Origin of the sequence: Bacillus sp. AP8, assembly GCF_000321185.1 — a bacterium.
GTDB lineage: Bacteria > Bacillota > Bacilli > Bacillales > DSM-1321 > Bacillus_AD > Bacillus_AD massilioanorexius.
In genome coordinates, this window is the sequence record NZ_CAPG01000037.1 from 87,845 (window position 1) to 109,615 (window position 21,771).

General features: G+C 33.6%; 21 protein-coding genes and 1 pseudogene. All 22 read right to left on the bottom strand.

Annotated elements, in window-relative coordinates; genetic code table 11:
* Positions 1 to 8: 8 nt before the first annotated feature.
* On the bottom strand, positions 9 to 1,154 hold the full coding sequence (dxr, locus tag BN349_RS10540; protein ID WP_019242274.1) for a 1-deoxy-D-xylulose-5-phosphate reductoisomerase: 1,146 nt from the start codon (positions 1,152 to 1,154) through the stop codon (positions 9 to 11).
* 41 nt (positions 1,155 to 1,195) lie between these two features.
* Positions 1,196 to 1,984, bottom strand: coding sequence for a phosphatidate cytidylyltransferase (locus BN349_RS10545; protein WP_019242275.1), 789 nt, complete (start codon positions 1,982 to 1,984; stop codon positions 1,196 to 1,198).
* A gap of 207 nt (positions 1,985 to 2,191) precedes the next feature.
* Entirely contained in the window at positions 2,192 to 2,971 is a 780-nt protein-coding gene (locus BN349_RS10550) for an isoprenyl transferase (RefSeq protein ID WP_019242276.1), read from the bottom strand.
* 445 nt (positions 2,972 to 3,416) lie between these two features.
* Positions 3,417 to 3,974: a ribosome recycling factor gene (gene frr, locus BN349_RS10555; protein ID WP_019242277.1), complete on the bottom strand. Its 558-nt coding sequence runs from the start codon at positions 3,972 to 3,974 to the stop codon at positions 3,417 to 3,419.
* Between the two features lies 1 nt (position 3,975).
* On the bottom strand, positions 3,976 to 4,698 hold the full coding sequence (pyrH, locus tag BN349_RS10560; protein ID WP_019242278.1) for a UMP kinase: 723 nt from the start codon (positions 4,696 to 4,698) through the stop codon (positions 3,976 to 3,978).
* Positions 4,699 to 4,891: 193 nt separating this feature from the next.
* Positions 4,892 to 5,776, bottom strand: coding sequence for a translation elongation factor Ts (gene tsf / locus BN349_RS10565; RefSeq protein WP_019242279.1), 885 nt, complete (start codon positions 5,774 to 5,776; stop codon positions 4,892 to 4,894).
* A gap of 215 nt (positions 5,777 to 5,991) precedes the next feature.
* Positions 5,992 to 6,714, bottom strand: coding sequence for a 30S ribosomal protein S2 (gene rpsB / locus BN349_RS10570; protein WP_019242280.1), 723 nt, complete (start codon positions 6,712 to 6,714; stop codon positions 5,992 to 5,994).
* Positions 6,715 to 6,860: 146 nt separating this feature from the next.
* Complete coding sequence (locus tag BN349_RS10575) at positions 6,861 to 7,529, bottom strand: hypothetical protein (RefSeq protein ID WP_019242281.1); 669 nt, start codon at positions 7,527 to 7,529, stop codon at positions 6,861 to 6,863.
* Between the two features lie 8 nt (positions 7,530 to 7,537).
* Positions 7,538 to 7,867: a hypothetical protein gene (locus tag BN349_RS10580; RefSeq protein ID WP_019242282.1), complete on the bottom strand. Its 330-nt coding sequence runs from the start codon at positions 7,865 to 7,867 to the stop codon at positions 7,538 to 7,540.
* Positions 7,868 to 7,885: 18 nt separating this feature from the next.
* On the bottom strand, positions 7,886 to 9,253 hold the full coding sequence (locus tag BN349_RS10585) for a FapA family protein (RefSeq protein WP_019242283.1): 1,368 nt from the start codon (positions 9,251 to 9,253) through the stop codon (positions 7,886 to 7,888).
* Positions 9,254 to 9,461: 208 nt separating this feature from the next.
* The gene (locus BN349_RS10590) at positions 9,462 to 10,226 is read right to left on the bottom strand and encodes a FliA/WhiG family RNA polymerase sigma factor (protein WP_019242284.1); all 765 of its coding nucleotides are present in this window, start codon (positions 10,224 to 10,226) and stop codon (positions 9,462 to 9,464) included.
* Between the two features lie 468 nt (positions 10,227 to 10,694).
* Positions 10,695 to 11,192, bottom strand: coding sequence for a chemotaxis protein CheD (locus BN349_RS10600; RefSeq protein WP_019242286.1), 498 nt, complete (start codon positions 11,190 to 11,192; stop codon positions 10,695 to 10,697).
* Positions 11,185 to 11,823 (bottom strand): chemotaxis protein CheC, encoded by a 639-nt coding sequence (locus BN349_RS10605; protein ID WP_019242287.1) that lies wholly within the window; start codon positions 11,821 to 11,823, stop codon positions 11,185 to 11,187. The genes BN349_RS10600 and BN349_RS10605 overlap by 8 nt, the downstream gene beginning before the upstream one ends.
* Positions 11,824 to 11,825: 2 nt before the next feature.
* Positions 11,826 to 12,299 (bottom strand): chemotaxis protein CheW, encoded by a 474-nt coding sequence (locus BN349_RS10610; RefSeq protein WP_019242288.1) that lies wholly within the window; start codon positions 12,297 to 12,299, stop codon positions 11,826 to 11,828.
* A gap of 48 nt (positions 12,300 to 12,347) precedes the next feature.
* The gene (locus BN349_RS10615; RefSeq protein ID WP_019242289.1) at positions 12,348 to 14,405 is read right to left on the bottom strand and encodes a chemotaxis protein CheA; all 2,058 of its coding nucleotides are present in this window, start codon (positions 14,403 to 14,405) and stop codon (positions 12,348 to 12,350) included.
* A 20-nt stretch (positions 14,406 to 14,425) separates the two neighbouring features.
* Positions 14,426 to 15,535: a protein-glutamate methylesterase/protein-glutamine glutaminase gene (locus BN349_RS10620; protein ID WP_019242290.1), complete on the bottom strand. Its 1,110-nt coding sequence runs from the start codon at positions 15,533 to 15,535 to the stop codon at positions 14,426 to 14,428.
* Positions 15,536 to 15,547: 12 nt separating this feature from the next.
* Positions 15,548 to 16,414, bottom strand: a complete 867-nt coding sequence (locus BN349_RS10625; RefSeq protein ID WP_019242291.1) for a MinD/ParA family protein — start codon at positions 16,412 to 16,414, stop codon at positions 15,548 to 15,550.
* A pseudogene (gene flhF / locus BN349_RS23810) lies at positions 16,407 to 17,548 on the bottom strand (flagellar biosynthesis protein FlhF). The gene BN349_RS10625 and the pseudogene flhF overlap by 8 nt, the downstream one beginning before the upstream one ends.
* Positions 17,548 to 19,584: a flagellar biosynthesis protein FlhA gene (gene flhA, locus BN349_RS10635; RefSeq protein ID WP_019242292.1), complete on the bottom strand. Its 2,037-nt coding sequence runs from the start codon at positions 19,582 to 19,584 to the stop codon at positions 17,548 to 17,550. The pseudogene flhF and the gene flhA overlap by 1 nt, the downstream one beginning before the upstream one ends.
* Positions 19,585 to 19,625: 41 nt before the next feature.
* Positions 19,626 to 20,708 carry a flagellar biosynthesis protein FlhB gene (gene flhB, locus BN349_RS10640; protein ID WP_019242293.1) on the bottom strand — a complete coding sequence of 361 codons (1,083 nt, stop codon included), beginning with the start codon at positions 20,706 to 20,708 and terminating at the stop codon, positions 19,626 to 19,628.
* Positions 20,709 to 21,485, bottom strand: a complete 777-nt coding sequence (fliR, locus tag BN349_RS10645; protein ID WP_019242294.1) for a flagellar biosynthetic protein FliR — start codon at positions 21,483 to 21,485, stop codon at positions 20,709 to 20,711.
* A gap of 4 nt (positions 21,486 to 21,489) precedes the next feature.
* Entirely contained in the window at positions 21,490 to 21,759 is a 270-nt protein-coding gene (gene fliQ, locus BN349_RS10650) for a flagellar biosynthesis protein FliQ (protein ID WP_019242295.1), read from the bottom strand.
* Positions 21,760 to 21,771 lie beyond the last annotated feature (12 nt).

Below are 21,771 nucleotides of genomic sequence, written 5' to 3' on the forward strand. Positions count from 1 at the left end.
CACCACCTCTATTTTACGAATAACTGAATTTGATTCCTAGTTTCGCTATCGACTTGTTGAATTGTTTCTAAATCCGGATTGACCAAGACTGTATGCTTAGCCATAGCAGTATAGATTAAGCTTTCAATTTCTAAAAATGATATTTTTCCTTGTAAGAACATAGCTACAGCAACCTCATTAGCCGCATTAAGAACTGTCGGCATAGTTCCTCCTGTTTTTCCAGCCTCATATGCATATTGCAAGCACGGGAAGCGTTCAAAACTCATTTTTTTGAAATGCAGTGTAGCAATTTTCGCCAGATCCAAACGTTCTTTTGTAGCATTCTTTAATCGATCTGGATACATTAATGCATAAGAAATCGGTCCTCTCATATCAGGTGTTCCAAGCTGACCCATTATACTTCCATCGTGAAACTCGATCATAGAGTGAATAATGCTCTCTTTATGCATTAATACTGAAATTTTATCATAATCCATATTGAATAACCAATGTGCCTCAATAACCTCAAGACCTTTATTCATCATTGTAGCTGAATCTATTGTTATTTTAGCACCCATTGACCAATTTGGGTGATTTAGTGCTTGCTCAACTGTTACTTCTTTAAGTTGTTCCCTTGTATAGTCTCGAAAACTTCCACCAGATGCTGTAATGATTAATCGTTCAATATTTTTCTCTTGTTCACCTTGCAACGCTTGAAAAATAGCAGAATGTTCACTATCAACCGGAAAAATTCGAACACCATTTTCTTTGGCAGCTGCCATGACAATATGTCCAGCTGTTACCAATGTTTCTTTGTTAGCAAGAGCAATATCTTTCTTTGCTTGAATAGCTTTAAGTGTTGGATATAATCCTACACTCCCAATGACAGCCGTAACAACTATTTCACTACTTGGATATACAGCTACCTCTACTAATCCATCATCTCCATATGTAAATGAAGTAGATGGATACACTGATTTTAACTCCTCATAATCTTCTTTATTTTTAACCGAAACAAGTGAAGGAGAAAATTCTTCAATAAACTGTTTAGTTAATAGTATGTTTGATCCTGCTGAAAAAGCTACTACTTCAAATAGATCACGATTATTTCTGACAACATCTAAAGTTTGTGTACCAATCGAACCTGTTGCCCCTAAAATACTAATTTTCTTCATCATTTAATCCCCCATTCATTGCTTGTCAGTTAGTAATCATCTTAAATTAAGTGGATTAAGTGAAGAATAGGAAAAACAAAAAGCCAGCTGTCTGTACGATCTAAAATCCCTCCATGACCTGGTAGCAAGTTTCCTGAATCTTTCACACCATAATGACGCTTAAATGCAGATTGTACTAAATCACCTAGCTGACCAAAAATAGCAATTACCACACTCATAAGCAGTAGTTTAACTAAATTTTCATCAATCGACGTGAATATTGAAAATAATAATGCTACTAATAACGCTGCACAAACTCCACCTAAAGCACCTTCAATTGTCTTATTCGGACTAATCTCTGGCCAAAGCTTATTCTTTCCTATAGCTCTTCCGATGAAATATGCCCCTGAATCTGTTGCCCATAACGTGAACAATACAAAGAAGACATAAAATAATCCATCTGCTCTCGTTTCCATTATGTAGTAAAAGCCCATCGCTACATATAAAACAGATATAAGCACAAAACCAACGTCATCAAATGTAAAACGATTTTTTGAAGTAACAGTGTATATTAATAATAATACTGCGCCAATCATGAAAGTAGTCGTTTTAGTTATGCTGAAATCTTCCAAAATAGAGGAGTAGACAGTTGGAATTAGTAATATCCATAGCATTAAAAATCCAATGATACTTGATGGCGATATCGCAGATATTTTATGCATTTTAAATAATTCATGTAACCCTATTGTTGCCATTAAAAACATCAATATAACGAATGGAAAATTACCATATACTACAATCGGTAAAAAGACTGCAGCCGCTATAACAGCTGTAATAATTCGTTGCTTCATAATTTATTAAATCCTCACCTTCCATTAGTACCGTTCTAATCCTTGATTGATTTCAAAGTAGAAAGTTTTCCTAACTAATCGATAACTATTTGTCCTATTAAACAAAAGATGAATCACACTTTTATTCATAATATAGAGCTAAAAAACACAATTCATTTATGTAATGTTCGGCCAGAAATGATCTATCGGCCAAACTATCATACTCTATTATAGACCACCATATCTTCTAGAACGAGTTTGATACACTTCAATTGCCTTTAGAAAATCTTTCTCAGTAAAATCAGGCCATAGTACATCAGTAAAATAAAATTCTGTATAAGCTAATTGCCATAGCATAAAATTACTTAATCTTATTTCACCACTTGTTCGGATTAACAAGTCGGGATCTTTCAATTGATTTGACATTAAATAGGATGAAAATAACTCTTCCGTAATTTGCTCTTCAGATGTTTCTCCACTCTTTACATCGCTTACTAATTTTTGAATACCCAATACCATCTCTGCTCGACTTCCGTAGTTAAAAGCTAAATTTAATATTAAACCATCATTATTAATGGTATCAAGCATTGCCTGCTTTACAGCTTTTTTGGTATGGGGAGGAAGGTTCTCTACATCGCCCATAATTGTAACTTTTACATTTTCTGAAATTAATTCAGGCAAAAAGGTATCTAGAAATTCAACTGGTAGCTTCATTAAATAATCTACTTCTTTTAATGGTCTTTTCCAGTTTTCAGTTGAGAATGCATATAAAGTTAACGTCTTCACCCCTAAATGATTAGCGATTTTCGTCATATTACGAACTACATTCATTCCTTCTTTATGACCTGCTATACGAGGAAGTGCACGCTTTTTCGCCCAGCGTCCATTACCATCCATAATAATGGCAATATGTTCGGGTATTTCAGCTTGCATTATACGTTCCATGCTAATATCGTTTATATTAACAGAAGCATCTTTTTTAAACCAACGCTTCCAAATTGCTTTCATATCTAAGTCCTCCAATAGGTTCCTTCTAGTAAAGTTTAATGAATCCACTTAATAATATCAGAAAATCAGAAAATATCCTATCGGTAATATGAAATCCATATGTATTGTTTAACATAAATTATGATAAAATAACTATTTTAATCTATTTCTAATATTGCGATTTTTAGAAAAAACTTCACCATTTTATTTACAAATGAAAAATAACTTTTTCATTTGTAAGAAATAAAGTTGTTTCACGATATAAGACAAACTTCTTTATTTTGTTTAGCTGACTATTAACAGTCGCTTATTGTTACAAAAAAAGGAGTGTCCCAAAAGCAATGCTTTCGTAGACACCCCCCTGCTGCACTTTTATTCCGCTTTTATCGGTAATAAATTTTCCCTTTAAACGAAACTTGAAGTTTATAGAAAAAGCCGGCTTTTTACAAAACCTCATGTTTATCTTTTATACTGACATGATTTCTTTTTCTTTTTCCTTCGCTACATCATCGATCTTTACGATATGAGCATCCGTAATTTTTTGAATATCATCTGAATAACCACGTAGCTCATCCTCAGTGATTTCGTTATTTTTCTCTAGTTTTTTAAGATCATCATTTCCATCACGACGGATATTTCGAACAGCCACTTTTGATTCTTCAGCTTCTTTTTTTACAAGCTTAACTAATTCCTTACGGCGTTCTTCTGTTAAAGCTGGGATTGCTATACGAATGATTGAACCATCATTGGATGGATTTAATCCAAGATCTGATTTCAAGATAGCTTTTTCAATTTCACCTAACACTGTTTTATCATAAGGTTGAATAACTAAAAGACGAGCTTCAGGAACTGAAATTCCAGCCAGCTGATTAATAGGAGTTGGAGCTCCATAATAATCTACAGTCACTTTATCTAGAATAGAAGCATTTGCTCTTCCAGCTCGAATTGTTGCTAATTCTCTTGACAGTGATTGCACTGCTTTATCCATACGTTCTTTAGTAGAAGCGATTACTTGCTTTGCCATATTATTTCCCCCTAACTGTTGTTCCAATTGTTTCACCCATTACAGCACGTTTGATATTTCCTTGCTCCATAATAGAGAAAACAATTAGTGGAATGTCATTATCCATACATAAAGAAGATGCAGTTGTATCCATAACTTCTAAACCTTCTTTTAAAACATCTAAATATGATAATTGATCATATTTAATTGCATTATCATCTTTACGAGGGTCCGCATTATACACGCCATCAACATTATTTTTAGCCATTAGAATAACATCGGCTTCAATTTCTGCTGCTCTTAATGCCGCAGTTGTATCGGTAGAGAAGTATGGATTACCAGTACCTGCCGCGAATATCACAACACGTTTCTTTTCTAAGTGACGTACTGCTCTTCTTCTGATATAAGGTTCTGCTACTTGTCTCATTTCTATTGAAGTTTGAACGCGAGTTTCAATACCCAAGTTTTCTAAACTGTCTTGTAATGCTAGAGAGTTCATAACTGTTGCTAACATACCCATATAGTCTGCTGTCGTACGATCCATGCCCATTTCGCTGCCAATTTTACCTCTCCAAATATTTCCGCCACCAACGACTACAGCAACTTCCACATCTAGTTCAGCAATTTCTTTCACTTGCTCAGCAATAGACTTAATAATAGCTGGATTAATACCAAAACCTTCTTCTCCAGCTAATGCTTCTCCACTTAATTTCAATACAACTCGATTATATTTAGCGCTACTCATGAGAACCTCCAACTTTCAATCTCCTTAACATAGCATGAAAAGGAACTTATATTATAGACTTCTTTTCTTCAAAAAATAGGGAACACAATGTGTCCCCTATTAAATCGCCAATAATAAGAAAAGTATGCAAACCAGGTTTAGATAATAATCCAAATCCCATGTTACAATTTCTTATTTAAAAACAAACTATAGATTAGCCTTTTTTAACTTGGCTCATTACTTCTTCTGCAAAGTTATCTTCACGTTTTTCAATTCCTTCTCCTACTTCAAAACGAGTGAAGCTAGTTAGCTTACCACCAGTAGTAGCGATGAATTGACCAACTTTTTGATCTGGATTTTTAACGAAAGCTTGGTCTAATACGCAAATTTCTTCGAAGAATTTACCAAGACGACCTTCAACCATTTTTGCAACGATTTTTTCAGGCTTACCTTCGTTTAGAGCTTGTTCAGTTAATACTTTACGCTCTCTTTCAATTTCTTCTTCAGTAACTGCATCACGAGAAATGTAAAGAGGTTTTAATGCAGCGATATGCATAGCAACATCTTTAGCTGCAGCTTCGTCAGTAGATCCTTCAAGAACAGTTAGAACTCCGATACGTCCACCCATGTGTAAGTATCCACCAAATGCATCAGCATCTGATTTAGTAGCAATTGCAAAGCGACGTAAAGTTAATTTTTCACCAATTTTAGCGATTGCTTCATTGATGTGTGCTTCAACAGTTGCACCATTATCCATAGTTTGAGCTAGAGCTTCTTCTACAGATGCAGGTTTTTTAGCTAGAAGATGAGCAGCAAGTTCTTTTACCAAAACTTGGAACCCTTCGTTTTTAGCAACGAAGTCAGTTTCAGAGTTTACTTCTAAGATAACTGCTTCATTTCCTTCAACTTGAATATAAGTTAAACCTTCAGCAGCGATACGGTCACCTTTTTTAGCAGCTTTAGCGATACCTTTTTCACGAAGGTAGTCGATTGCAGCTTCCATGTTACCATCAGTTTCAGTTAGTGCTTTTTTGCAGTCCATCATTCCAGCACCAGTTTTTTCACGAAGTTCTTTTACCATTTGAGCAGTAATAGCCATTATGGAGGGCCTCCTTTATAATTATGTACGTCTAAGCCTTAAAATAGGTTCATGTACAGTTGGATTTTTGGAAGTCATATCTACAATAATGTAGAGGATTCATTCCTTTTCATTTTACCAATATATGATGTAATCATATATTTTGCTTAAGTTACTTTCCTTAAAAAAAGGTGATAAAAGGCATTATCCTCTTATCACCTTTTTGTTAGCTATACTTAAGCTTGTTCCTCAGCAACAGGTGCTTCAGAAAGGTCTTCACCTTGTTTAACTTCAAGAATTGCATCAGCAATTTTAGCAGTTAATAATTTAACAGCACGAATCGCATCATCGTTAGCAGGAATTACATAATCAATTTCATCTGGATCACAGTTAGTATCAACGATACCTACTAATGGGATGTTTAATTTATGTGCTTCTGCAACAGCAATACGCTCTTTACGAGGGTCGATTACGAAAATTGCATCAGGAAGACCCTTCATGTCTTTAATTCCGCCTAGGAATTTTTCTAAACGTTCTTGCTCTTTTTTAAGTTGGATAACTTCTTTTTTAGGAAGAACTTCGAAAGTTCCGTTTTCTTCCATTTTTTCGATATCTTTAAGACGTGCAATACGCTTTTGGATTGTTTCAAAGTTTGTTAAAGTACCACCTAACCAACGTTGGTTTACATAGTATTGACCAGCGCGGATTGCTTCTTCTTTAACTGAATCTTGAGCTTGTTTTTTAGTACCAACGAAAAGAACAGTACCACCGTTAGCAGCTACTTCTTTAACGAAGTTATAAGCTTCTTCGATTTTTCTTACTGTTTTTTGTAGGTCAATGATATAAATACCATTACGCTCCATGAAGATATATTTCTTCATTTTTGGGTTCCAACGACGAGTTTGGTGTCCGAAATGTACACCAGCTTCAAGCAATTGTTTCATTGAAATTACTGACATGTTTGTTTCCTCCTAGGTTTTATTTTCCTCCGTTCAACTCATCTTCATTCAAAAACTGTTTCCAGCACCTATCGAATGAATCCTTGAACGTGTGTATTAACACCATGAAATAATATAGCATAGCCTTCTATGATAATCAAGAGATTTTATGAATGAAATTTTAGTAAAAGTTCAATTTCCGTTTTTCCCTTTTTTAACTTTTTAGCAATTTCCTCTACATTATAGCCATCCTTTTTCAATTGTAATACCTGATCTTCAACTTTTTCTTCTTTTTGTCGATTATGCAACGTTAATTGTTCTTGAAATGTGTTTTTAAATGATTTATCAGCGAATTGGTCGCTGTTAACTTTCAACTCTTGATTTCTATTACTCATTTCTATGCGATCTTGAACTCCCTCAGCAGTTGCAATTAAGCTACTTTCTCTTTTTTCTTCCTGCATTGTATTTGCTTTATACGCTGAAGTAGCCCATTTTTTAGAAGGCTTTACAACAATTTTTTTATTTTCTTGATTGGAATTTTCAACATAGTGTTTGCCATCTGTTACATCCTGAATGGAAGGCTTTTCTCTTTCTTGTTTACTAGGCTGAAGCACTTTATCCCGGTCTTTTAAATATGTAAAAGCAGATAGAATTTTCTCATTTTCTTCCTTCATTTCAAGTATATACGCATGTAATGTATCATCAAGCTCCATTTGTAGCTTCTCAATCTTTTTTTCGGTTTCTACAAACCTATTTTGTCTTAAATATAATGTAATTATGGTAATAATACTGATGCAATGTAAAATTAAACTGATGATAATAATAGCTGTTATCATATGTACCTCTATCCAGAAAAGTCAATTGTGTTTCCTTTATAAGGATGTACCACTTTTACTATCTTTTCTTCTTGTTTATTCTCTTTATGATTGTTTCCATTCATATCCTTACCTTGTGAGTTTCCTTCGTATGGAGATTCCTCATCTTCCTTAAGGTGCAGCTTATCCTTTTGTTCATATTTCATTACTGACTTTTCTTGTTTTTCAACTTCCTTTTGCATTTCATGTGCTGCTAAATCATGAGCAATTTGGCTTCTTTGTTGGATTTGTTCTTGCATTTTCCCAGCATCTTGCGTCCTTGGAAGAGCAACTTGCATTTCAATTGCCTTTAAACTCATTAGTATCCCCCTTATCCCTTATAAAGGAATAGAAACAATCTCACCGTGATCCATATATATTTTCACAGAACGCATATTATTTTGAATAGGTTTCGAATATTTTCCAAAGTATATTTGGGTATTCGGAAATATTTCACCCGTTGCTTTTAAATAAGGAATTTCATTTTTTGAACTTTCTTCTCTAATATCATTCAATTGCTCTTGTAATTCAGCTAACTTTTCATTAAGAGAATTAACAGTTATATTCTGTTTATCCAATAATAAACTTTCTTGACTTGTTAGTGTACCATTAGCAATTAACCTGTTATTCAATCGCGTAGATAATGTTTTTAATTTATGTAAAGATTCTTCTATTTCGTTCATTTGCTTTATTATCTTATTTTCTTCATCCATATGATTATTCGGTTGACCAATAAAAAGCAAAGTTTGCATATAATGATAATTTCCAATATCAGCAGCTTCTACATGTTTGAATGCTGTTATTTTTCCTCCTATAATATGACCTTTTCGACATATTACACTCCCACTACATTCAATTTGACTGTGCAAAATGGAAGAATCCACCACTATCTCTTGGCCAGCCTTACAATTAGCTTGATTCAAATAGCTTGATTGTATGCCAACGCCCGCTTCTACATAACCACGATTTGCTCCTGCTATACCTCCAGAAATAGCGATTGAACCACCAGCAATCAATTCAGCACCTTCAACAAGTCCATCTACTCTAATATCTCCACCAGCTTTAATTGTATATCCTGATGGAACATTGCCATGAATAATAACATTACCTATAAAATCAATATTACCTGTTTTCAAGTCCAAATCACCGTCTACTTCAAAAACAGGAAACACATTAATCGTATTGGGTTTTATTGATATTTGTCCATCAATGGTAGCGAAAACATTATTTAAATGATAGATGACATTTTTTCCTGGTCGTAAAGTTAATGGTCGACCATTTTTAGCTGGGATTGGTATACCGTATACACTTTTACCTGGAATTCCAATTGTTGGTTGGACTATTTCAGCAAGAAGTTGACCACTCTTGACAGAATTAATTTTCATAACATTTTTTAGGTTAAAAGCTTTGTTTCCCACATCTGACTCTGGTTCTTTTTCTACAACAGCTTTATTAATCAAATATCCACTAGTCCCATTTTGCGGAAGAATCCCTTCCGCAACTACGATGGGATAATCCATTTCTAAAGGGTGACTAATAATGCATTCTATAGCCTCTGCTTTCAATCCAAAAACGATTTTTCTCTCGCGTAAAAAATCCAGAAAATCTTCTTTACTAATCTGAAAATCTGTTGGAATATCATCTCTTAGTGAAACTGTAGCTTCAAGCTGATCTTTTGAAACAAAAACTTCAAAGAATGAGTTCATTCGATTTGCCCCCTCATATAATAAAGACGCAAACGCCTATTATACTTTTCTTATGAATGATATCAAAATCCTAAAAATAAATTTTACCATTGATTAAAAGCGAATCATTATGATCTTCATATTCAAAGTGAACATTTCTACTATATAAGGAACTATAGTAAAAGAATCCAGACAGTTGAATAAATCAATCTAACCTTTTTTATATGAACTAAATAATTTTTGTTAATGTATTTCTCAATTTAAATATTGCCTTCGAATGAATTTGCGAGATTCTTGAAGTTGACAAACACATAATTTGTCCTATTTCTGTCAGAGTTAATTCCTCTTTATAAAAAAGCTGAAGCACAAGCTGTTCGTTCTCGTTTAAAGTAGAAATTACTTTTGCTAACTCTTCATATAACTCTTCACGAATAAGACTTTCCTCAGGGGATATAGATTTATCATCCTTAAAATAAAACCCTGCGCCTTCTTTATCTTCATGCTCGATAGGATTTTCATCAACAGAAATGATAGTTGCAAAAAAATTCTCATTCAAAGTAGCAACAACTTCATTCGGCGAAATATTTAATTCCAAAGCTATTTCTTCTGGTGTTACATTTCTCATTTTGATTTGTTCTAATTTTTCAATAACATTTTCAATTTTCTTTGTTTTTTCTCTTGCGCTTCTTGGTAGCCAATCTTCTTTTCTTAACCCATCTAATATCGTTCCTCTAATTCGAAAAGAAGCATATGTATCAAACTTTAAATCTCTATTAGGATCAAATCTCTCTATCGCATTAAAAAGACCCATCATCCCTAAACTCCGCAAATCATCTCTACTTACATTCTTAGGTAAGCCAACTGCAATACGCTGTACATGATAAGAAACGAGAGGCATATATTTTTTCGCTAAAAAATCTCCTGCTTGTGAATCTTTCGTTTCAATCCATTGTTGCCACTGCTGCATTTCTTCCTCATACGTTACTTGAGACATATTCGTCCTCCTTACCACCCAAGTTGAATTTTCACTAAGAATTTCAAAGTAATACTAAAGGTCGTGATTCTATTATCAATATGACATAACATTTTCATGAAATTTCAAAAAAAGCCAACAATCTATGTAACATTATTGACTGCTAATCTTTTAACAGTTCTTTCACATAAGTGGTAACAGTCTCAATTTTTTCTTCTTGCAATATGTCATTACTAGGTTGTTTAATCTCGTTCTCTTCTTCATCTTGATGAAATTTCTTATATATAATAGAATCATTATCTACATTCTCATCTTTTATAGCTAAGGAAAATAACCATCAAAAAATATAAGTGAAAATATAAAAGATTATAAATGCAAATAACGATTGTAGTAAATTTTCTATTATGTTTCTTGTCGATAAAGATGTAGTAAAAAATAAAATAAATCCAATTAATCCAAATATAATGTTGATTTTATATGAACCTACCATTATATTTCTTTCACTCCTTTATTAACTGTTCTAATTAATAAAAGACCTGTCTTCGGATTAAATTCAATCGTTCTACCATTATTTCCTCCGCAATCTTCAGCAACGAGTTCAATACCAAGTTGGTTCAAAACTCTTTTCACAGCCTCTACATTACGGGGACCAATCCTCATTAAATCACTACCCGTTGAAAACTGGAACATTTGTGCCCCACCAGCTATTTTAGCTTTTAAAGAGCATGGCATAACTCCTTCTTTTACTAGTTGATCCGCTAAGACCTTTATACCTGTATCTGCATATTTTGCTGTATTTAATTGTCCCTCTTTTGCAAGAACTGAATCTGGAAGCATAACGTGTACCATTCCTGCAATTTCTTTACGTAAATCATACAAAACAACCCCAACACAAGATCCTAACCCAGCTGTTCTTATAACACTTGGAGTACGAACAATATTCATATCCGCAATTCCGACCTTAACAATTTTTATGCTATCAAGCATCTATTGGAATCCCCAAAGCAGAAAAAATCGTTTGAAAAGATTGCGGGTCAGGTAATAAAAAGAAGTGTCCAGTTACACTGTTAATATCATAATCATTCTCACTTAATTCTGTCTCTATTACGATGGCATAATCACTAACTTGAGATAATTCTAATAATCCGAAACTTATTACTGCACCAGCCATTTCAATAGATAATGCTGGAACAGACGGATATAAATTCAACTTTGTGAAATCGGATAAGGAAGATAGATAAGATCCCGATAAAATATTGCCAACCTCTTGAAGTGCTGAAAGTGCAAGCTCCGACAAAGGTGGTCTATCAAAGCAAAAATCTGTATCTCCAGTCATTTGGATTATGTAATCTGTTGCTTGTTCAAGCGATAATACAAAGAACATACTGCCAGGAGCATCGCCTTCAATTCTTAAAAACACACAAGCTACAACATTATCTGCACCACCAGTTAGTTCTATCATTTCATCAAATGAAACGATTCTAACATTGGGTACATTCATTTCTATTTTTTTATTTAATAATGTTGATAAAGCTGTAGCGGCATGACCAGCACCTATATTTCCTATTTCCTTAAGAATATCAAGATGTATTGTTCGAATATCCTTAATAAAAGACATAATTACAAATCATCTCCACGTCGCTCAGATAGTCCTTCGGGATTTAATACTTTTTCTAGATCAATTAATATTAGAAGCCTTTTGTCCACTTTAGCAACGCCAGTTATAAACTCAGCTTCCTCTGTTCCTACAACTTCTGGCTGAGGTTCGATATCTTCACTCTTTATATCAATTACATCATTAGCTGCATCCACAATTAATCCTACTTCTAAATCTTCAATTGTTACAATTATGATTCTTGTTTGTTCTGCATATTCAATTTCTTCTAATTCAAAACGGGTTCGTAAATCAATAATAGGCGTTACAACACCTCTTAAATTTATTACTCCTTTAATAAAATTGACTGTATTCGGCACTCGTGTAATATGTTCAATTTTCTCTATTGCTCGCACATGATTGACTGAAATTGCATATTCTTTTTCTTTTAATTGAAATACAATTACTTTCATATCGGATACTCCAATTGATTGAGTCATTTTAACTCTCCCCTCACATGAGATGTACTATTAATTTTGAATAGCACATTATTTAATTAACGCATTACAATCAATAATTAAGGCTACCTGTCCATCACCTAAAATGGTCGCACCTGAAATTGCAAATACAGAAGTCAAATAATTCCCTAACGATTTAAGAACAATTTCTTGCTGACCAATAAACGAATCTACTATTAGGCCAGCCATTTTATCACCTTTTCTTACAATAACAACAGATAGGTATTCTTCCTCTTGGTGAGTAACTGGAACATCAAAAATTGTGCTTAAATCTAATAAAGGTACAACTTTTCCTCTGAAATCAATCACTCTTTGATTATGAGCATTTAACACATCTGCTTTCTTAACGATTGCTGTTTCTATAATAGAAGAAAGTGGTATAGCAAATTTCTCTTGTTGAATTTCAACTAGCATAACGGAAATAATAGATAGTGTTAAAGGTAATTGGATTGAAAAAATGCTCCCTTGTCCTTCTTTTGAATCAATTGATATTGACCCACCTAATGATTCAATTGTATTTTTAACTACATCAAGACCAACTCCACGCCCTGATACGTCTGAAATTTTATCTGCAGTAGAAAAACCAGATGCTAATATTAGTTCATACACTTGACGATCACTTAGAGTTGCCGCTGCTACTTCTGTAACAATTCCTTTTTCAATTGCCTTCTTTAATACTTTTTGACGACTAATGCCAGCACCATCATCTTCAATTTCAATAAAGACGTGATTTCCACTATGGTACGCTTTTAATATAACCGTACCCTCTTCTTTTTTCTCGTTTTTCAAACGAACTTCCGGAGTCTCTATGCCATGATCCAGGGCATTTCTAAGAAGATGCACAAGTGGATCACCTATTTCATCGATTACTGTACGATCTAATTCAGTTTCAGCACCAATAATCTGTAAGTTGATTTTTTTATTAAGATCTCTAGCCAATTGTCTTACCATTCTTGGAAAACGATTAAATACAGTTTCAACTGGTACCATCCGCATGTTTAGAATAATATTTTGCAAATCACCAGAAATTCTAGACATCCTTTCCACTGTTTCATGTAGTTCTTGATTGTCTAAATCCTTTGAAATTTGCTCTAATCTACCACGATCAATGACTAATTCTTCAAACAAATTCATTAAAATATCAAGCCGTTCAATGTTAACACGAATCGTTTTATTTAGATTAGCCGTTTTAGCTCCCTGCTTTGAAGTTGAAGACACTTCTTTTTTAGTTTCTTGCTCAGCTGGCTTTTGATCAATCTCTTCCTCAAGAATAACTTCCTGATTATCTTCTGAATTTTGGTCTGCATTTTTTATAGCTTCTAATGAAATTGGATTCATGATGACATTTTGTATTTCTGATATTTTCATAATATGTTGTTGAATCACATCGACTGATTCTTTAGTAATAAAAGTTAATGTGAATTCTGAATCAAACTTTTCTTCTTCTAACTGTTCCGCAGGTGGATAAGATTTAATCACTTCACCTAGCTTCTCTAATACTTCAAAAACCATGAACACTCTAGCGGCTTTTAACACACAATCTTCTCTTATGTAAACTGTTATTTCATAGCTTGAAAAACCTTGTTCCTGCGATTGTTCAAGTACCGTAATGTCAAATTCATCATATGTACTTTTAAAGCTTTGAGCTTCATTTTCTTTCGCAACAGACGCTGAAACTTCTTCAGCTGCGGTTTTTACTATTGGAGATTCTCCCTTTTCAATTGCAAGTAATTTATTTACAACTTCAGACACGTCTCTTTTTCCATCTCCACCAGAAGCAATATTCATTACCATCTCTTCCAAATGATCCGTTGCATCGAATACAACATCTAATACTTCTGAAGAAACTGAAAGTTTATGATTTCTAATTGCATCAAGAACATTTTCCATTTTATGAGTAAGATTTGCTAAATCCTCATAGCCCATAGTAGCTGACATTCCTTTAAGCGTATGAGCAGATCTGAAAATCTCATTAACGATTTTCAAATCCTCAGGGTTTTTCTCCAACTCTAATAACTGTTCGTTACAGGTTTGTAAGTGTTCCTTACTCTCTTCAATGAACACTTCTAAATATTGATTCATATCCATATAGCAGCACCCCTCAATGTTTAGCAATATTTATTAATTGCATGTGCGATATTTTCAACATCTTCCACAACGTCAACCAAATTTGTAGCAATAGCGGCCTTTGGCATGCCAAAAACAATTGAACTCGCTTCTGATTCAGCAATACACACTACTTTTTGCTTACTCTTTAAAGCAATCAGACCTTTTGAACCATCATTCCCCATTCCTGTCATAATGACAGCAATTGTAGAATAGTCACTTAATTTGCTTATGGATTCAAACATTACATCAACAGATGGACGATGACCGTTTCTTACGTCACTGTGATCTAAATGAATCGCTAACTGGTTTCCACTTCTTAACACTTTCAAATGAAAACCACCTGGAGCAATATAAGCTGTTCCATTTTGGATAATTTCACCATCTTCAGCTTCTTTTACAGAAATTTCACATAAATGATCTAAGCGATTAGCCAATGATTTAGTGAAGCCAGCAGGCATATGCTGAACAATTAATATTGGCAAACCAAAAGTACCAGGTATATTTGTAAGCACAGACTGCAAAGCCCTTGGCCCACCAGTAGAAGTACCAATTGCAACAATTTTTTTTGATTTTTTTAAAGCTTGCACAGGTGATAAAGACTCATTTTTGTATTCCATATTTTTCTTTGTTGGTTCCATTTTACTATAAATTGTGTTATTTAACAGTGTTGCTTTGTTAATTAATGTAGATTTTTGCAATAATTTAATATCTGTTTTACCTGCAGCTACTATTTTCTCAATTAATTCTTCTTTAATTTTGTGAAGATCTAGAGAAATAGTCCCTGATGGTTTAGCAACAAAATCAAACGCGCCTTTTTGCATAGCAAAAAAGGTATTTTCTGCGCCTTGTTTTGTCGAACTCGAAAGCATAATAACTGGAACCGGACATTCCTTCATAATTATTTGTAACGCTTCTAGCCCATTTAATATTGGCATTTCAATATCCATTGTAACTACGTCAGGCTTCCATACTTTAATTTTGTCAATTGCATCCTTACCATTTCTCGCAATACCCAGAACTTCAATTCGATGATCTTCTTCAATAAAACTTGTTATGAGTTTTCTCATAAATGCTGAATCTTCTACAATAAGAACTTTAATTTTTTCCATAGGATTAGCCCCCTATCCTTTAATGAAAAAATGTTTCAATTTATTAATAAAATGATTTTTCTTTGCAAAAGACTGTTGAAGAAAAGTGTTGCTTAAATAATTGGCTGTTAATTGATGCATAGCAATACTTATATCTGCCTTAGGACTATTCACCATAAAAGGTGATTGTGTTACTACTGCTTTGAAAACTGCTTTACTATCAGGTAGAAAGCCTAAAGGGACAATTTCTTTCTTAATAAATTTTCTCAAAGTAGTTTGTAAACGAGATATAGTTTCATTTCCCTGTTTATTCGTATTTACCCTATTACAAACAAGAATAATCGGAAGTCCACCATTCTGAAAATGCAAATATTTTATGATGGAATAGGCGTCCATTATAGACGTTGGTTCCGGTGTTGTAATAGTAATAATCTCATCTACACACATGATAAACTTTGTAGACTCTGGAGATATTCCAGCTCCTAAATCAAAAATAATATAATCATAGTCTAAAACAAGATTAGACAATTCACTCATAAACCGATCAAACTGCAGAGTACTCATCGAAAAAAGATTAGTTAATCCAGTACCACCACTTATGTAAGATATATTTTCTGGACCTTTGGTAATAATAGTCTCCAAAGTAGTATTCTTCTGAAAAAAATCTACAATAGAATAAGTAGCTGTATTTCCTAATAAAATGTCGATATTCCCCATACCGATGTCCATATCAAAAAGTAATACTTTCTTTCCTTTTTGAGCTAAAGAAATAGCAAAGTTTAAAGAAAAATTAGACTTACCCACTCCACCCTTTCCACTTATAATCGCTATAGTTTTTGCTTGATGATTTATTCGCTCTTTTTTTAATTGAATCCTTAGTTGTTCAGCTTGATCATTCATAACTATTTTCTCCAAGAATCGCTTGAATGATCCTACCAGGTGTAGCTTTTATCATATCATCCGGTACATTTTGGCCATTTGTGATAAAGGCAGTTTGGACTTTATAACGTTCCATCATGTTGTACATCGCACCATAACTCGATGTTTCATCCATTTTTGTGAAAATGAAATGGGAAATAGGAATTAATGAAAACTGTTCATATATATCTTCCATATCTCGTTGTTTACTAGTTAAAGATAATACGAGATAGGTTTCCATATCAGCGTCAAAGGAAATAATCTTTTGAAGTTCTTCAACATACTCTTTATTTCGAAAATTTCGTCCTGCAGTATCAATAAACACTAAATCATAATGAGCAAACCGAGTAGCAGCTTGCTTAAAATCTTCTACATTATAAGCAACTTCGATAGGAACATTTAATATTTTGGCATATGTTTTCAATTGATCAATCGCTGCTATACGATAAGTATCAGTAGTAATAAAAGCTATTTTTTTCTGATACTTTAATGCATTTTCAGCAGCTAATTTAGCCAAGGTGGTTGTCTTGCCCACTCCTGTTGGTCCTACTACATTCACAAATTTTTTCTGAAACAATGATGTTGATTCTACTTTTAATTTAGAAAGTAAAAAATCCTTCGTTATCTTCACACATTCGTCATAAGACTTTTGCTCTGCACGTTCAGCAAAAACAGCTTCAAGATCTGAAATAATACCTTTTGAAATTTCCTGCTGTTCGAGAAGCTGAACGACTTTCTGCTCAACTTCACTTAAATTGGCCTGATTATTGATATTTAAACCTCTAATAATTTTTTTAATTCTGTAATTTCTTTTAAAACTTCCCGCTGTGTTTGATCCTCTTCTTTTGTGAATTTTGAAGGATTTAATGACTCTATATTCCTATTATTTTGAAAAGCTGTCGTTTTAGGTTTCTCCTTTTTAATAGGCATTTGTTCCATTCCTGTTTGCGGATCTATGGCAGCTATTACTTCGATATTACGTTTTTTAAAAAAGCCTAGAAACCCACCAGTGTAAAATACTTTCGAATTTAAAATAACAGCATCGTTTCCTAGTTCCGCTCGAACTTGCTTCATCGCTTCATTCATTGTTGCTGCTTGATATTTTTTTATTTTCATTAGCTAACGTTCACCACACCTACACTTTGAATTTCTACTTCTGCTTCTAATTCGTTATATGACAAAATTGGTACTTGAGGAAAATACCTTTCTGTTAATTGTCTGACATACATTCTAACCGCCGGAGAGCATAAGACAACAGGTGCTTGCTCCATAACAGCTACCTCTTCTAATTTAGTAGCTAATGATGTCAGTATTTCTTGTGTATCGTTTGGATCCATCGATAAAAAATTACCATGTTCTGTTTGTTGTACACTATCAGCTATCATTTTTTCTACTTTTCCAGAAACCGTTATCACCTTTAATGAACTTTCTCCATTTAAATATTGCTGAGTAATTTGTCTAGCTAAATTCTGACGAACATATTCAGTTAAAAGATCTGTATCAGAAGACAACTTTCCATAATCCGCCAAAGTTTCGAAAATTACCGGTAAATTCCGAATAGAAATTTTTTCTTTTAATAATTTAGCTAATACTTTTTGAATTTCTCCAACAGACAATGGATTTGGTGTTACTTCTTCTACTAAAATCGGAGATGTTTCATTTAAATGATCAATTAGTTGTTTTGTTTCCTGTCTACCGATCAGTATATGCGCATTCGCTTTAATCACTTCTGTTATATGAGTTGATACAACACTTGGAGGATCGACTACAGTATATCCTAACATTTCTGCTTGTTCTTTCATCTCTTCAGTAATCCACTTTGCTGGAAGCCCAAAAGATGGTTCAATCGTGTCTATTCCTTCAATTTGATCATCATCAGTACCTGGACTCATTGCTAAATAATGATCTAATAGAAGCTCACCTCTAGCTAACTCATTCCCTTTAATTTTCAAGCGATATTCATTTGGGTTTAATTGAATATTATCTCGAATTCTCACTACAGGTATAACCAAACCCATTTCAATTGCTAATTGTCTACGAATCATCACAACCCGATCTAATAAGTCTCCACCTTGGTTCGTGTCAGCGAGTGGTATTAATCCATATCCAAACTCAAACTCAATTGGATCTACACTTAATAAATTCACAACACTATCAGGACTCTTCATTTCATCTGTCTGCAATTCTTCCTCAATAGTTTGAAGCTCTTCTTCATCTTGAACTGGTGTACGACTAATCATATAACCACCACCAATTAATAGTGCAGCGATTGGTAAAGTATAAATATTACTAATTGGTGTTAATAAGCCTAATAAAGCAATTGTTCCGCCAGTAACATACATCATTTTGGGATAAGCAAATAATTGTGACGTGATATCTGATCCAAGATTTCCGTTTGATGCTGCTCTTGTTACTGTAATACCAGTTGCTGTTGAAATTAAAAGAGCTGGTACTTGTGTTACGATCCCATCACCAACTGTTAAAAGTGTAAAATGTGTTGCAGCTTCTCCAAAACTTAAATCCAGCTGCGTTACACCAATAATGATCCCAAAAATTAAGTTGATTAATACAATAATAATCCCAGCAATAGCATCTCCTTTTACAAACTTACTGGCACCATCCATTGATCCATAAAAATCCGCTTCTCTTCCAATCTTTTCACGACGTTCTCTTGCTTCTTTTTCAGAAATTAAACCTGCATTCATATCTGCATCTATACTCATCTGTTTCCCAGGCATTGCATCTAGTGTAAATCGAGCAGCTACCTCGGAAACACGTTCAGAACCTTTAGTAATAACAATAAATTGAATGATTACCAAAATCAGAAACACTACCATGCCGACAAGGACATTCCCACCTACTACAAATGTACCAAATGTTTCTACAACTCCACCTGCTTCTCCATGAGTTAAAATAGAACGTGTTGTAGACACATTTAGTCCCAAACGAAATAACGTTAATAGTAATAATAACGAAGGAAAAATAGAAAACTCTAATGGCTCTTTCATGTTCATCGTAGTTAGTAGTACAGTAAGCGCAAGAGAAATATTACATAGAATGAGAATACTTAATAACCATGTAGGTAACGGAATAATTAACATGGCTACAATCATTATGACACTTATTAAAACAGACAAATCTCTTGCTGACATAAAATTCTCTCCTAACAACCTAGTAATTAGTAAAACTAGCTTTAAATTTTTCCTTTAGTTTTATAAACAAAGGCAAGAATCTCAGCCACCGCTTTAAAAAACTCTTCTGGGATTACTTGTCCAATTTCTGTTTGGTCATATAACGCTCTAGCTAATGGGCGATTTTCTACTGTTATCACATTATTTTCTTTCGCAACATATTTTATTTTCTGGGCAATAAAATCGACACCCTTTGCAACAACATATGGTGCATCACTTTTACTTTCATCATATTTAATAGCTATGGCAAAATGGGTAGGGTTCGTTATGACTACATCGGCATGAGGAACTTCAGCCATCATTCTTTGCATAGCCATCTCACGCTGTCTTTGCTTAATTTTCGATTTAATAAGCGGGTCTCCTTCAGTGTTTTTATACTCATCTTTAATATCCTGTTTCGACATTCGAATACTTTTTTCAAAATCATATTTTTGATAAAAATAATCAAGTATTGCAATAATAAATAATACCAAAGAAGAAAAGAAGCCTACTTTAACTGTAATATCAGCCAATGTTGCTAAAGCTGCACCTACTGATTTCTGCGAGAGAATTAGGATTTCGTCCAATCTAGACCATATAACCAAAAACGCTACAAAACCTACTAAAGATATTTTTAAAATTGACTTAAACAATTCAACAATTGCTCTCAATGAAAAAATTCTCTTGAAACCAGAAATTGGATTGATCTTATTTAATTTAAACTGAATTGTTTCTGTGGAAAACAAAACACCAACTTGCATATAATTCGCAATAACTCCACCAACCATTGTGGCAAGCATAATAGGCAAAAGAAAGGTTGCTGCTTTCTCAGCCATTGTAATAAAAATTATATGTATATTTTTTTCAGATAATGGTAAAAGCATATATTGTTCAAATGTCATTGTATAAATTTCCAAAGCAATGTTTTTTAAATAGCCACCTAAAAGTGTTAATACTCCAAAGCTAGCAAACAAGACAAAAGCTGTATTAATATCCTGACTTTTTGCTACTTGCCCTTTTTTTCTGGCATCTTGTCTTTTTTTAGGAGTTGCTTTTTCTGTCTTTTCACCCGAAAAAAATTGTAAATCAAGCGAAAGCCATTCCATCTATGCTCCTCCCATCCATTCCATTAGCCCTCTCATTGTTACAAGCGTATATTCAAACAAATGACCAACTACTGTCATCATAACTGCCATGACAATGAGGAGCACAACAAAGCTAACAGCTATTTTTATTGGAATCCCTACCACGAAAATATTTAGTTGTGGAACGGTACGAGCAAGTATCCCTAAAGCTACGTCAACAATAAATAAACTTCCAACAACTGGAACGGACATTTGAAAAGCTATAACAAAAGCTTGATTAAAACTTTTTATAATAAATTCTAACAAACCTTCTTTTCCAAAATTCACAAACAACTGATCGATCGGTATAAATTGATAGCTATTAAAGATTCCATCCAATAATAAATGATGACCATTTGTAGCTAACAAAAACAATAAAGCAAATGTATATAAATATTGACCAACCAAAGGACTTTGAACACCTGTTTGAGGGTCAATAACGTTTGCAATAGCAAATCCCATCTGAAAATCAATGAATCCTCCTGCTATTTGAATAGCAGTTAATATCATAAAAGCTGTAAAACCTATCATTAATCCAACTAATGCTTCTTTAAGAATTAAAATGAAATATGTATAGTCGAAGTCAAGAGTTGGAATATCAATGGTATAATACATAATCCAAGCCAAAAAAAAGCTTAAACCAATGCGATGCATGGCTGGAACTGTTTTATACGAAAATATCGGCATCGTTACAAAAAAAGAAGTAACTCGTACTAAAATTAATAGAAAACCTGCAAAGGATGGAACTAAATTTTCCATATTATTAACCAACAAACCTATTTAAATTTGAAAATATTTCAGTTGCATACGACACCATCCGTGATAGCATCCAAGGGCCGAAGAAAATTAAACCTATTAGTACAGCCACAATCTTTGGAACAAAAGCTAAAGTTTGTTCCTGAATTTGGGTTGTTGCTTGAAAAATACTAACTAGTAGACCGACACCCAACGCCAACAATAGTAAGGGAGCACTAATAATGATAATCGTATAAACTCCTTTTTCTGCTACATTAATTACAAATTCTGGACTCATATTTTTTCACCA

Excerpts from the sequence above, each read along its gene's own strand:
- BN349_RS10575 (WP_019242281.1), bottom strand. The coding sequence starts at position 7,529 with ATGATAACAGCTATTATTATCATCAGTTTAATTTTACATTGCATCAGT.
- BN349_RS10545 (WP_019242275.1), bottom strand. The coding sequence starts at position 1,984 with ATGAAGCAACGAATTATTACAGCTGTTATAGCGGCTGCAGTCTTTTTA.
- BN349_RS10605 (WP_019242287.1), bottom strand. The coding sequence starts at position 11,823 with ATGTCTTTTATTAAGGATATTCGAACAATACATCTTGATATTCTTAAG.
- fliQ (WP_019242295.1), bottom strand. The coding sequence starts at position 21,759 with ATGAGTCCAGAATTTGTAATTAATGTAGCAGAAAAAGGAGTTTATACG.
- BN349_RS10625 (WP_019242291.1), bottom strand. The coding sequence starts at position 16,414 with ATGAATGATCAAGCTGAACAACTAAGGATTCAATTAAAAAAAGAGCGA.
- pyrH (WP_019242278.1), bottom strand. The coding sequence starts at position 4,698 with ATGAGTAGCGCTAAATATAATCGAGTTGTATTGAAATTAAGTGGAGAA.
- flhA (WP_019242292.1), bottom strand. The coding sequence starts at position 19,584 with ATGTCAGCAAGAGATTTGTCTGTTTTAATAAGTGTCATAATGATTGTA.
- BN349_RS10580 (WP_019242282.1), bottom strand. The coding sequence starts at position 7,867 with ATGAGTTTAAAGGCAATTGAAATGCAAGTTGCTCTTCCAAGGACGCAA.
- BN349_RS10590 (WP_019242284.1), bottom strand. The coding sequence starts at position 10,226 with ATGTCTCAAGTAACGTATGAGGAAGAAATGCAGCAGTGGCAACAATGG.
- flhB (WP_019242293.1), bottom strand. The coding sequence starts at position 20,708 with ATGGAATGGCTTTCGCTTGATTTACAATTTTTTTCGGGTGAAAAGACA.
- BN349_RS10620 (WP_019242290.1), bottom strand. The coding sequence starts at position 15,535 with ATGGAAAAAATTAAAGTTCTTATTGTAGAAGATTCAGCATTTATGAGA.
- BN349_RS10610 (WP_019242288.1), bottom strand. The coding sequence starts at position 12,299 with ATGACTCAATCAATTGGAGTATCCGATATGAAAGTAATTGTATTTCAA.
- frr (WP_019242277.1), bottom strand. The coding sequence starts at position 3,974 with ATGGCAAAGCAAGTAATCGCTTCTACTAAAGAACGTATGGATAAAGCA.
- rpsB (WP_019242280.1), bottom strand. The coding sequence starts at position 6,714 with ATGTCAGTAATTTCAATGAAACAATTGCTTGAAGCTGGTGTACATTTC.
- tsf (WP_019242279.1), bottom strand. The coding sequence starts at position 5,776 with ATGGCTATTACTGCTCAAATGGTAAAAGAACTTCGTGAAAAAACTGGT.
- BN349_RS10585 (WP_019242283.1), bottom strand. The coding sequence starts at position 9,253 with ATGAACTCATTCTTTGAAGTTTTTGTTTCAAAAGATCAGCTTGAAGCT.
- BN349_RS10615 (WP_019242289.1), bottom strand. The coding sequence starts at position 14,405 with ATGGATATGAATCAATATTTAGAAGTGTTCATTGAAGAGAGTAAGGAA.
- BN349_RS10550 (WP_019242276.1), bottom strand. The coding sequence starts at position 2,971 with ATGAAAGCAATTTGGAAGCGTTGGTTTAAAAAAGATGCTTCTGTTAAT.
- BN349_RS10600 (WP_019242286.1), bottom strand. The coding sequence starts at position 11,192 with ATGCTTGATAGCATAAAAATTGTTAAGGTCGGAATTGCGGATATGAAT.
- fliR (WP_019242294.1), bottom strand. The coding sequence starts at position 21,485 with ATGGAAAATTTAGTTCCATCCTTTGCAGGTTTTCTATTAATTTTAGTA.
- dxr (WP_019242274.1), bottom strand. The coding sequence starts at position 1,154 with ATGAAGAAAATTAGTATTTTAGGGGCAACAGGTTCGATTGGTACACAA.